The 11,991-nt window shown below is 69.3% G+C and carries 9 protein-coding genes; all 9 read right to left on the bottom strand.

The features are described from left to right. Nucleotides 1-355: 355 nt before the first annotated feature. The gene (gene ftsZ / locus LWW96_RS03605; RefSeq protein ID WP_291484301.1) at nt 356-1,588 is read right to left on the bottom strand and encodes a cell division protein FtsZ; all 1,233 of its coding nucleotides are present in this window, start codon (nt 1,586-1,588) and stop codon (nt 356-358) included. Between the two features lie 154 nt (nt 1,589-1,742). After that, nucleotides 1,743-2,972 carry a cell division protein FtsA gene (gene ftsA / locus LWW96_RS03600; protein ID WP_291484300.1) on the bottom strand — a complete coding sequence of 410 codons (1,230 nt, stop codon included), beginning with the start codon at nt 2,970-2,972 and terminating at the stop codon, nt 1,743-1,745. A gap of 102 nt (nt 2,973-3,074) precedes the next feature. Next, complete coding sequence (locus LWW96_RS03595) at nt 3,075-3,896, bottom strand: cell division protein FtsQ/DivIB (protein WP_291484299.1); 822 nt, start codon at nt 3,894-3,896, stop codon at nt 3,075-3,077. Further along, a complete protein-coding gene (locus LWW96_RS03590; RefSeq protein ID WP_291484298.1) occupies nt 3,893-4,903 on the bottom strand; it encodes a D-alanine--D-alanine ligase in 1,011 nt (336 codons plus the stop codon). The genes LWW96_RS03595 and LWW96_RS03590 overlap by 4 nt, the downstream gene beginning before the upstream one ends. Next, nucleotides 4,900-6,333, bottom strand: coding sequence for a UDP-N-acetylmuramate--L-alanine ligase (gene murC / locus LWW96_RS03585; protein WP_291484297.1), 1,434 nt, complete (start codon nt 6,331-6,333; stop codon nt 4,900-4,902). Before murC ends, LWW96_RS03590 begins: the two co-directional genes overlap by 4 nt. Continuing rightward, complete coding sequence (gene murG / locus LWW96_RS03580; RefSeq protein ID WP_291484296.1) at nt 6,330-7,397, bottom strand: undecaprenyldiphospho-muramoylpentapeptide beta-N-acetylglucosaminyltransferase; 1,068 nt, start codon at nt 7,395-7,397, stop codon at nt 6,330-6,332. The genes murC and murG overlap by 4 nt, the downstream gene beginning before the upstream one ends. Nucleotides 7,398-7,475: 78 nt before the next feature. Next, nucleotides 7,476-8,744, bottom strand: coding sequence for a putative lipid II flippase FtsW (gene ftsW, locus LWW96_RS03575; protein WP_291484295.1), 1,269 nt, complete (start codon nt 8,742-8,744; stop codon nt 7,476-7,478). Beyond that, the gene (gene murD, locus LWW96_RS03570) at nt 8,741-10,621 is read right to left on the bottom strand and encodes a UDP-N-acetylmuramoyl-L-alanine--D-glutamate ligase (RefSeq protein ID WP_366117929.1); all 1,881 of its coding nucleotides are present in this window, start codon (nt 10,619-10,621) and stop codon (nt 8,741-8,743) included. The genes ftsW and murD overlap by 4 nt, the downstream gene beginning before the upstream one ends. A 182-nt stretch (nt 10,622-10,803) precedes the next feature. Continuing rightward, the gene (mraY, locus tag LWW96_RS03565) at nt 10,804-11,982 is read right to left on the bottom strand and encodes a phospho-N-acetylmuramoyl-pentapeptide-transferase (protein WP_291484294.1); all 1,179 of its coding nucleotides are present in this window, start codon (nt 11,980-11,982) and stop codon (nt 10,804-10,806) included. Nucleotides 11,983-11,991: the final 9 nt, after the last annotated feature.

Genomic DNA, 11,991 nt, shown 5'->3' with positions numbered 1-11,991 from the left:
GCGGCAGCGCCCCGGCGCGCCCCCCCGCTGGCCGCCGCGGCGCCCCGTGCGCCCACGCGCCCCAAGGCCGCTGCGGCACCGGCACTGTCAGCGCCCAGCCCCGCCCGGGCTGCGGCGGCCTCCGCATCCCGCGACAACGACGACTGGGAGTCGTTCTGATCCGGCTGCCGGCCTGAGGCGGACTTCCCTCCCCGCCGTCTCCATGAAAAAAACCCTGCGGTGGCATGCCACCGCAGGGTTTGCTTTGGGATCGCGGAGAAATGAAGCGTCCGGCGCTCGGCGTCCGGTGCCCGCCGGGCCGTGGGCACGGCGCCGGCAGGGCCGGTGCGGCAGCGTGCGCGCCGCCCCCGCCTCTTCAGTCCGCCTGCTTGCGCAGGAAGGCCGGGATCTCCAGGTCGTCCATGCCGCCGGACGACAGGGCGTCCACGCGGGCTGCGGCCTGCGTGCGGTTGGTGCGCCAGACGCTGGGCACCGACATGCTGCCGTAGTCGGCCTGTGCGCCGCCGGCGTGGCCGCCCTGCACCCCGGCTGCCGCGCCCACACCCGCCACCGGGATCTGGTAGGCCATGTTGTCGGTGCCGGTGCGCAGGCCACCCTGCACCACCGAAATCGGCTGGCGGCGCGCGTTGGCGCGCGACAGGCCCGTGGCCACCACCGTCACGCGGATCTCGTCGCCCAGGCTTTCGTCATAAGCGGCACCGAAGATCACATGCGCATCGGTCGACGCGTAGGCGTTGATGGTGTTCATGGCCTGGCGCGACTCGGACAGCTTGAGGCTGCCCTTGCTGGCCGTGACCAGCACCAGCACGCCCTTGGCGCCCGACAGGTCGATGCCTTCCAGCAGGGGGCAGGCAATGGCCTGCTCGGCGGCGATGCGTGCGCGGTCCGGGCCGCTGGCGGTGGCCGTGCCCATCATGGCCTTGCCGGGCTCACCCATCACCGTGCGCACGTCTTCGAAGTCGACGTTCACCTGGCCGTACTCGTTGATGATTTCGGCAATGCCGCCCACGGCGTTCTTGAGCACGTCGTTGGCATGGGCAAAGGCTTCGTCCTGGGTGATGTCGTCGCCCAGCACGTCCAGCAGCTTCTCGTTGAGCACGACGATCAGCGAGTCGACGTTGGCTTCCAGCTCGGCCAGGCCCTCGTCGGCATTCTTCATGCGGCGCCCGCCCTCCCAGTCGAAAGGCTTGGTGACCACGCCCACGGTCAGGATGCCCATTTCCTTGGCCACGCGCGCGATCACCGGCGCAGCGCCCGTGCCCGTGCCGCCGCCCATGCCGGCCGTGATGAACAGCATGTGCGCGCCCTGGATGGCGTCGCGGATGTCGTCCACGGCCGCCTCGGCTGCGTCACGCGCCTTTTCGGGCTTGCCGCCGGCGCCCAGGCCGCTGCCGCCCAGCTGGATCACGCGATGGGCCGACGTGCGGGTCAGCGCCTGCGCATCGGTGTTGGCGCTCACGAACTCCACGCCCTGCACGTTGCGCGCGATCATGTGTTCAACGGCGTTGCCGCCGCCGCCGCCAACGCCGATCACCTTGATCTGGGTGCCCTGGTTGAATTCTTCGGCTTCGATCATTTCGATGGTCATCTTGGAGCTCCTGTAACTTTTACTAAAACCAAATTCGTTTGCATTTGCGGGTTTCGCTGGTCCGGGACGGGCGGCGGTGGTCCGGTACATCGCCATCGTCGCCGCGCCATGCGGTGGGGGCTGCCGCGGGCAAGCCACAAGGGGTGTTTCATGGCTAGAAGTTCCCCACGATGAAGTCCTTGAACCGGCCGAAAGCGGTTTTCACCGAGCCGCTCTTTTGCGCTACCTTGAAGCCCCGCAGGCGCGCCAGCCGGGCCTCTTCGAGCAAGCCCATCACCGTGGCCGCACGGGGCTGGGCCACCATGTCGGACAAGGCGCTGGAATACTTGGGAATGCCGCGCCGCACGGGCTTGAGGAAGATGTCCTCGCCCAGCTCGATCATCCCGGGCATCACCGAGCTGCCGCCTGTGAGCACGATGCCCGAGGACAGCACTTCTTCGTAGCCGGACTCGCGCACCACCTGCTGCACCAGCGAGAAGATCTCTTCCACCCGCGGCTCGATCACGCCGGCCAGCGCCTGCTTGCTGAGCATGCGGGGGCTGCGGTCGCCCAGGCCGGGCACTTCCACCTGCGCCTCGGGGTCGGCCAGCAGCTGCTTGGCATAGCCGCTTTCCACCTTGATGTCTTCGGCGTCTTTCGTGGGCGTGCGCAGCGCCATGGCAATGTCGCTGGTGATGAGGTCGCCCGCGATCGGGATCACCGCCGTGTGGCGGATCGCGCCGCCGGTGAAGATCGCCACGTCGGTCGTGCCCGCGCCGATGTCCACCACCACCACGCCCAGCTCGCGCTCGTCGTCGGTCAGCACGGCCTGGCTGCTGGCCAGCGGGTTGAGCATGAGCTGCTCGACCTCCAGGCCGCAGCGGCGCACGCACTTGATGATGTTCTCGGCCGCGCTCTGCGCACCGGTCACGATGTGGATCTTGGCCTCCAGGCGGATGCCGCTCATGCCGATGGGCTCCTTCACGTCCTGCCCGTCGATCACGAATTCCTGCGGCTCCACCAGCAACAGGCGCTGGTCGCTGCTGATGTTGATGGCCTTGGCCGTCTCCACCACGCGGGCCACGTCGGCGGACGTGACCTCCTTGTCCTTCACGGCCACCATGCCGCTCGAATTGAGGCCGCGGATGTGGCTGCCGGTGATGCCGGTGTACACGCGCTGGATCTTGCAGTCGGCCATCAGCTCGGCTTCTTTCAAGGCCTGCTGGATGCTCTGCACGGTGGCGTCGATGTTCACCACCACGCCGCGCTTGAGGCCGTTGCTCGGGGCCACGCCCAGGCCGGCCAGCTTGAGCTCGCCGCCGGGCAGCACCTCGGCCACCACGGCCATGACCTTGGCCGTGCCGATGTCCAGCCCTACCACCACGTCTTTGTACTCTCTTGCCATATCAGCCTCTGCCCTTTTCTGTTCCAACGCGCCGCCGCGCCGCGGCCCGCTTTCCTTCCCACGCCATCCTTGTCCTTGCCTGCCGGTGGTGCTTCATGGCCATCACCTGCGCCGGCGCACGCCGCCTGTGGCGCCCGCAACCGCTCCGGCGGCATCCGGGATCACCGTGGCCACGCCCCGCAGGCGCAGCGCATACCCGCCGCTGTGGCGCAGGTCGGCCGATTCCAGGGCATCCACGCGCCGCCCGTACTGCGCCGCCACCTGGGACAGCGTGCGGGTAAACCGCTGGGTGCGCTGCACCACTTCCTGCGGCGTGCCGCCGCCCAGCTCGATCACGGCATCGCTGTCCAGGCGCACGCGCCAGCCGCCACGGCCGGTCAGCTCCAGCTCGTCCAGCTCCGCGCCCAGCGGCTCGAAGACCGGCTGCAGCAGCCCGTACATCTGCAGCACCTCGGCCGATTTGCCGGCGGGGCCCTGCAGGCGCGGCAGCCCTTCCTGCTCCACGTCGCCCACGTTGGCCTCGAAGACCTCGCCCTCGCTGTTGACCATGGCCGAGCCGGATTCCGGCCCCCAGTACGCCACCGCGTCGTGTTCCTGCAGTTCCACGCGCAGGCTGCCCGGGTACACGCGCCGCACCTGCGCGCGGCGCACCCACGGCACCTGCTCGAAGGCCTTGCGGGCCGCCTGCAGGTCGACGGTGAAAAAATTGCCCGCCAGGTGGGGCGCCACGTTGGCCCGCAGCGTCACCGCGTTGTTGTGCACCAGTTCCCCCTGCACCACGATCCGCGCGATGGCAAAGCCCGGGTAGCGCATCACCCACCACACCCCCGCCGCCAGCACGAGCAGGACGCAGCCCGAGAACAGGACCGAGGCGGTCAGGTTCATGAGCTTGACGTCCAGGGGCGCCGGCAGCGTGGAGGTCATGGCTGCGCCGCTCCTTGTTGCACCGCACCCGCGGGCGTGTCCAGCGTCGCGGCCGCCAGGATGCGCAGGCACAGCGCTTCATAGCTGATGCCGCTGGCCCGTGCAGACATGGGCACCAGCGAATGTCCGGTCATGCCGGGCGAGGTGTTCATCTCCAGCAGGAAGGGCTTGCGGTCGCTCGCGCGGATCATCAGGTCGGCACGGCCCCATCCGCGGCAGCCCAGGGCGCGGTAGGCCGCGAGCACGATGCGCTGGATCTCGCGCTCCTCGGCCTCGGGCAGCCCGCTCGGGCACTGGTACTTCACGTCGTCGGTGAAGTATTTGTTCTGGTAGTCGTAGGCACCATCCGGCGCCACGATGCGGATCACCGGCAGCGCCCGCGCCCCCGCGCCTTCGCCCAGCACGGGGCAGGTCACCTCCTCGCCCTCGATGAACTCTTCGCACAGCACGTCGGGGTCGTAGCGCGCCGACAGGACCACCGCCTCCTGCATGTCGGAATAGCCGCGCACCTTGGTCACGCCAATGGACGAGCCTTCACGCGGCGGCTTCACGATCAAGGGCAGGCCCAGTTCGTCCGGCACCGTGCGCACCACCTCGCGCTGCTGGCGGTCGGGTGCCAGCCACACGTAGCGCGGCGTGGGCAGGCCCTCGGCGCTCCACACGCGCTTGGTCATCACCTTGTCCATGGCGATGGCCGAAGCCATCACGCCCGGCCCCGTGTAGGGGATGCCCAGCAGTTCCAGGGCACCCTGCACCGTGCCGTCCTCGCCGTGGCGGCCGTGCAGCGCGATGAAGCAGCGGGCATAGCCGTCGCGCTTGAGATCGCCCAGGCTCTGGTGGGCGGGGTCGAAGGCGTGGGCATCGACCCCCTGTGACCGCAAGGCCTGCAGCACACCGGTGCCGGACATCAGCGAGACCTCGCGCTCGGCCGAGGTGCCGCCCATCAGGACAGCGACCTTGCCCAGCGACTTCACATCAATGGCGGATTGGGATTGAGAGGATGTCATGGCGCGCTTCCTTCCAGCGCATGAAGCTCATTATTTTGTAGCAAATCGACGACCTTTCCGGGCACGGCGCCGATGGAGCCGGCACCCATGCACATCACCACATCCCCGCCGCGCGCATTCGCCGCGATGGCCTGCGGCAGGTCGGCCACGTCGTCCACGAACACGGGTTCCACCCGGCCTGCCACGCGCAAGGCGCGCGCCAGCGAGCGCCCGTCCGCGGCGACCACCGGGGCTTCGCCGGCGGCATACACCTCGGTGAGCAGCACGGCGTCGGCCTGCCCGATGACCTTCACGAAATCCTCGAAACAGTCGCGCGTGCGGCTGTAGCGGTGCGGCTGGAAGGCCAGCACCAGCCGCCGCCCGGGGAAGGCGCCGCGCGCCGCGGCCAGCGTGGCCGCCATTTCCACCGGGTGGTGGCCGTAGTCGTCGATCACGGTGAAAGTGCCGCCGTCCCGCGCGGGCAAGTCGCCATAGCGCTGGAAGCGCCGGCCCACCCCCTTGAAGCCCGCCAGGGCGCGCTGCACGGCGTCGTCGGGGATGCTCAGCTCCACCGCCACGGCGATGGCGGACAGCGCGTTGAGCACGTTGTGCTCGCCAGCCAGGTTGAGCACGATGTCCAGGTCGGGCAGCGTGACGCCGTTGCGCCGCTGCACCGTGAAGTGCATCTGCCCGCCCACGGCGCGCACGTTGATGGCCCGCACCTGCGCGTCTTCGGCAAAGCCGTAGCTCGTGACCGGGCAGGTCACGCTTTGCAGGATGTCGCGCACCGCGGGACTGTCCACGCAGAGGATGGCCGTGCCGTAGAACGGCATGCGGTGCAGGAAGTCCACGAACGCGCCCTTGAGGCGGCCGAAATCGTGCCCGTAGGTGTCCATGTGGTCCGCATCGATGTTGGTGACCACGGCCATCACGGGCAGCAGGTTCAGGAACGACGCATCGGACTCGTCCGCCTCGACGACGATGTACTCGCCACTGCCGAGCTTGGCATTGGCACCGGCGCTGTTGAGCCTGCCGCCGATGACGAAGGTCGGGTCCAGCCCGGCCTCAGCCAGCACGCTGGTGACCAGGCTGGTGGTGGTGGTCTTGCCATGGGTGCCGGCAATGGCGATGCCGCGCTTGAGGCGCATCAGCTCGGCCAGCATCAGTGCCCGCGGCACCACGGGAATCTTCTTCTCGCGCGCGGCCAGGACCTCGGGGTTGTCGGCCGTCACCGCCGTGGAGGTGACTACCGCGTCCGCGCCTTCGATGTGCGCCGCGGCGTGCCCCAGGCAGGTCTTGATGCCCAGGCCCTGCAGGCGGCGCAGCGTGGCGCTGTCGGCCAGGTCAGAACCCGAGATGCGGTAGCCCAGGTTGAAGAGCACCTCCGCGATGCCGCTCATGCCCGCGCCGCCGAGGCCGACGAAGTGGATGTGCCTGATCGCATGTTTCATGGTTGCGCCAACTCCTCGCAGGCGGTCACCACCTCACGGGTGGCGTTGATTTTTTGCATGTTTTTGGCCTTCAGCGCAATATCTACCAGCGCGGGGCGCTCCAATTTCAATAGCATTTGCGACAGCCCCTCGGGCGTCAGGTCGCGCTGCTGCACCAGCCAGCCGCCACCGGCGTCCACCAGGAAGCGGGCGTTCGCGGTCTGGTGGTCGTCCACCGCCGACGGGAAGGGCACGAACAGTGCGGCAGCCCCTACGGCGGCAATCTCGGTCACGGTGCTGGCGCCGGCGCGGCAGACGATGACGTCGGCATCGGCAAAGGCGCTGGCGGTGTCCTCGATGAACGGCGTGCACTCGGCCGCCACGCCTGCGGCGGCGTAGTTGGCGCGCAGGGCATCGATCTGCGTGGCGCCGCTCTGGTGCAGCACCACGGGGCGCTGCTCGGCAGGCATCAGCGCCAGCGCCTGCGGAACGATCTCGTTGAGCGCCCGCGCGCCCAGGCTGCCGCCCACCACCAGCAGGCGCAGCGGGCCGCTGCGGCCGGCAAACCGCTCGACCGGGCCGGGCTGCCGGGTGAACGCGGCACGCAGCGGGTTGCCCACCCACTGGCCCTGCTTGAACACGTTGGGGAACGCCGTGAACACGCGGTCGGCCACGCCGGCCAGCACCTTGTTGGCCATGCCGGCCACCGAGTTCTGCTCATGCAGCACCAGCGGCTTGCCGGCCAGCACGCCCATCATGCCGCCGGGGAAGGTGATGTAGCCGCCCAGGCCCACCACCACGTCGGGCTTCACGCGCCGCACCACTTGCAGGGCTTGCCAGAAGGCCCGCAGCAGGCGCAGCGGCAGCAGCGCAAGTGTGGCCAGGCCCTTGCCGCGCACGCCCGAAAAATCGATCAGCTCCAGCGCAAAGCCGTGCTGCGGAACGATGCGCGACTCCATGCTGCCGGGCGAGCCCAGCCAGTGCACGCGCCAGCCGCGCGTGCGCAGCTCTTCGGCCACGGCAAGGCCCGGAAAGATGTGGCCGCCAGTGCCGCCTGCCATGATCAAAGCGGTTTTCTGCGTCATACGCGGCCTCCGCGCATCGAATGCTGCGCATTCGGCAGCGTTGCACGCTGCTGCAGCTTGTTTTGGTGAAACAACTCCTCATACGCGGCCTCCGCGCATGAGGAGTTTGTTTTCATAGTCCACGCGCAAGACCACGGCCAGGGCCACCAGATTCATCAGAATCGCCGACCCGCCAAAGCTCATCAGCGGCAGCGTGAGCCCCTTGGTGGGCAGCGCGCCCAGGTTCACGCCCATGTTGATGAAGGCCTGGAAACCGACCCAGATGGCCACGCCCTGGGCCACCAGTCCCGAGAACACGCGGTCCAGCGCAATGGCCTGGCGGCCGATGTGCATGATGCGGCGGGTCATCCACAGGAACAGCACGATGAGCGTGAGCACGCCGACGAGACCGAACTCCTCGCCAATAACGGCCAGCAGGAAGTCGGTGTGGGCCTCGGGCAGCCAGTGCAGCTTTTCGACGCTGCCGCCCAGCCCCACGCCAAAGATCTCTCCACGACCAATCGCAATCAGGGAGTGCGAGAGCTGGTACCCCTTGCCCAGCGCATGCGCTTCGCTGAACGGGTCCAGGTAGGCGAACACGCGCTCGCGCCGCCAGGGCGAGCTGGCGATCATGACGCCGAAGGCCGCCACCAGCACCCCGGCGATCAGGAAGAACATGCGGGCATTCACCCCGCCCAGGAACAGGATGCCCATGGCGATCACGGCCACCACCATGAAGGCGCCCATGTCGGGTTCGGCCAGCAGCAGGACGCCCACGATGGCCACGGCCGCCCCCATGGGCAGCACGGCGCGGAAGAAGCGCTCCTTCACCTCCATCTTGCGCACCATGTAGTCGGCGGCATAGATGAGAACGGCCAGCTTGGCCACCTCGGACGGCTGAAAACCCACCGGGCCGACCGACAGCCAGCGGCGCGCGCCATTGACCACCTTGCCCACACCCGGGATGAGCACCGCGATCAGCATGACCAGCGCCGCCACGAACAGCCAGGGCGCCATGCGTTCCCACAGGGCCATGGGAATCTGGAAGGCCAGCAGCGCGCCGACAAACCCCACCACCAGGTACATCACGTGGCGCGTGAGGAAGTGCGTGGCGGCATAGTTGGCAAAGCGCGGGTTGTCCGGCATCGCAATGGAAGCCGAATACACCATCACCGTGCCCCAGGCCAGCAGCGCCACCACGACCCACAACAGGGCCTGGTCAAACCCCAGCACGCTGGCCGGGGTGCTGGACGACTGGCGGTATTCGGTGCCGCCCACGCGCACGGGCAGCACGTCCACGGCCTGGGGGGCCGCCCCGCCGAACCAGCCGGTCAGGCGCTGCAGGAAGGCGCTGGCGGACACGTTCATGCCATTCCTCCTTGCGCGGGCACACCGGCCTCGTCGGCCAGTTCGCGCACGGCGTCGCAGAACACCTGGGCGCGGTGAGCGTAGTCGCGGAACATGTCGAGGCTCGCACAGGCGGGCGACAGGAGCACGGCGTCTCCCGCATGGGCCCGCCGTGCGGCCAGCCCGACGGCCTCGGGCAAGGTGGTGGCATCCATCAGCGGCACGCCGCAATCGGCTAGCGCGGCGCGGATCTGTGGCGCGTCCCGGCCGATCAGTACCACCGCGCGGGCATGGCGCGCGACGGGCGCGGCCAGCGGGGTGAAGTCCTGCCCCTTGCCCTCGCCGCCCAGGATGACGACGATGCGGCGCTCGGCCCCCAGCCCGGAGAGGGCCGCGACGGTGGCGCCCACGTTGGTGCCCTTGCTGTCGTCAAAGTACTCCACGCCCTGGACGATGGCCACCGGCTCGACGCGGTGCGGCTCGCCCCGGTACTCGCGCAGGCCGTACAGCAGCGGGGCCAGGGTGCAGCCCGCGGCCGATGCCAGGGCCAGCGCGGCCAGGGCGTTCAGGGCGTTGTGCCGGCCACGGATGCGCAAGGCATCGGCCGGCATCAGGCGCTGCAGGTGCAGGTCTTCCACCGCGTCGCTGCGGCCGCGCTTGCGGGTTTCGTCGCCGTCCATCGCGCGCACCAGCCAGGGCATGCCGCTGATGACCTCGATGCCGAAGTCGCCCGGGCGCTGCGGCAGGTCGGGACCGAACGTGGTGTGGGCGCGCACCTGGGGCTTTTGCAGCTTGACCTTCACGGGCGGCGGCACAGGCTGGGCAGCCCCCACGCTTGCCACTGCGTGTGCTGCGCTGCCCCCCAGGGGGGCCGCTGCCGCCTTCGGGCGGCCGGGCGGCGGCAGCATGCGCATCACCTCCGCGTCGTCACGATTGAGCACCATCAGCGCACCCTGGCCGAAGATGCGCGCCTTGGCTGCGGCATACGCGGCCATGTCGCCATGCCAGTCCAAGTGGTCCTGCGTGATGTTCAGCACCGCAGCGGCGGTGGGCTCGAAGCCGCCCTCGCCGTTGCGCACGCCGTCGAGCTGGAAGCTCGACAGCTCCAGCACCCAGGCCTCGGGCAGCAGGCCTGCATCCACATGCTGCGCCAGCGTGTCCAGCAGCGTCGGGCCGATGTTGCCCGCCACGGCCACGCGCCGGCCCGAGCGTTCGATGAGCTGCCCCGTGAGCGAAGTCACGGTGGTCTTGCCGTTGGTGCCGGTGATGGCCAGCACCGCGGGCGTGTAGCCCTGCGACACGCGCAGCGCATGCAGGGCCGAAGAAAACAGGTCTAATTCGCCTCCAACGCTTACACCACAAGCGCTGGCAGCTATCACAACAGGAGCAATCGTGGCCGGGCTCAGCCCGGGCGAGCGGAACACCGCGTCCAGCCCCTGGCCTTCGACCAGGCGGGCGTCGAACGCGCCACACACCAGGCGCACCTGGGGCAGTTCCTGCGCCAGCACCCCGCGCTGGGGCGGTGCCTCGCGCGTGTCCGCCACGGTGACGTCGGCGCCGCAGCGCACGCACCAGCGCGCCATGGCCAGGCCGGAGGCGCCCAGGCCCAGGATGAGCACCCGCTGCCCGTGCAGCAACTGCGCCAGCACCTCGGCAGCGGAGGCGGCCGGGGGTTCCGGGGCCTGCGGGTCGCCGGCGGCCGGAGCGTCTGCCGCGGGCTCGGGCGTTTCGGCGGCGGGGGCCGCGGGCGCCTCGGGCGCGTTCACGTCCGCAAAGATCTGGGCCACAAAGTCGGCGGCGGCCTTGGCGGCCGACACGGCGGACGGCTTCTCCGGGTCCCACGCGGGTTTGCCGGCCGCGGTGGCCGGGGCGGCCACAGGCTCGGCGGCCACGCCCATATCCCCGCCCGTGTCGCCGTGCGCTTCCGGCACCGCGGCAGGCGCGCTGTCGGCCGGCGCCGCAGACGGTTCCACCGGCACGGGCTGCAGCGCTTGCGCGCGCGCGGGCGCCGCCGGCCCGGCCGCGGGCGGCTGGGGGGCGGGCACGGCGGTCGTGCCAGCGGGCAGGGTGTCGTCGGTGTTCATCGCAGCTTCAGGGTGGACAGGCCGATCAGGCACAGCAGCATGGTGACGATCCAGAAGCGCACGACCACCTGGGTCTCCTTCCAGCCGCTCTTTTCAAAATGGTGGTGCAGCGGCGCCATCTTCAGCAGCCGCCGGCCCTCGCCATAGCGCCTCTTGGTGATCTTGAACCAGGTGACCTGCAGCATCACCGACAGCGCCTCGACGACGAAGATGCCGCCCATGATGGCCAGCACGATTTCCTGCCGCACGATGACGGCGATGGTGCCCAGAGCACCGCCCAGCGCCAGCGCGCCCACGTCGCCCATGAAGACCTGCGCCGGGTGCGCGTTGAACCACAAAAACGCGAGGCCCGCGCCGGCCATGGCCGCGCAGAAGATCAGCAGCTCGCCCGAGCCGGGAATGTGCGGGAAGAACAGGTACTTGGAATACACCGAGCTGCCGGTGACGTAGGCGAACACGCCCAGGGCGGAACCCACCATCACCACGGGCATGATGGCCAGGCCGTCCAGGCCGTCGGTCAGGTTCACGGCATTGCTGGAGCCCACGATGACCAGATAGGTCATGACGACAAAGCCCAGCACGCCCAGCGGGTAGCTCACTTCCTTGAAGAAGGGCAGCTGCAGACCGGCCTTGGGCGGCAGGTCCAGCGCAAAGCCGGACTGCACCCAGCCCACGAACAGCTCCCACACCTTGGCGTTGGAGCTTTCCGAAATGCTGAACACCAGGTACAGCGCCGCCATCAGGCCGATCACCGACTGCCAGAAGTACTTCTCGCGCGAGCGCATGCCCTCGGGGTCCTTGTTGACCACCTTGCGCCAGTCGTCCACCCAGCCGATGGCACCAAAGCCCAGCGTGACGATGAGCACGATCCACACGAAGCGGTTGGACAGGTCGAACCACAGCAGCGTGGAGATCGCGATCGACAGCAGGATGAGCACACCGCCCATGGTGGGCGTGCCGCTCTTGGACAGGTGCGTCTGCAGGCCATAGCCGCGGATGGGCTGGCCGATCTTGAGCGAGGTGAGCACGCGGATCACCTTGGGCCCCGCCACCAGGCCGATGAGCAGCGCCGTCATGGCCGCCATCACCGCACGGAAGGTGAGGTACTGGAACACGCGGAAGAAGCCGAACTCGGGCGACAGGCCCTGCAGCCATTGCGACAGCATCAGCAGCATGGCGCACCT

This window comes from Acidovorax sp., from assembly GCF_021287135.1.
Taxonomy (GTDB): Bacteria; Pseudomonadota; Gammaproteobacteria; order Burkholderiales; family Burkholderiaceae_C; genus Acidovorax.
Note: the sequence above shows the minus strand (reverse complement) of the source record. Positions and strands in the feature narration are given on the sequence as shown.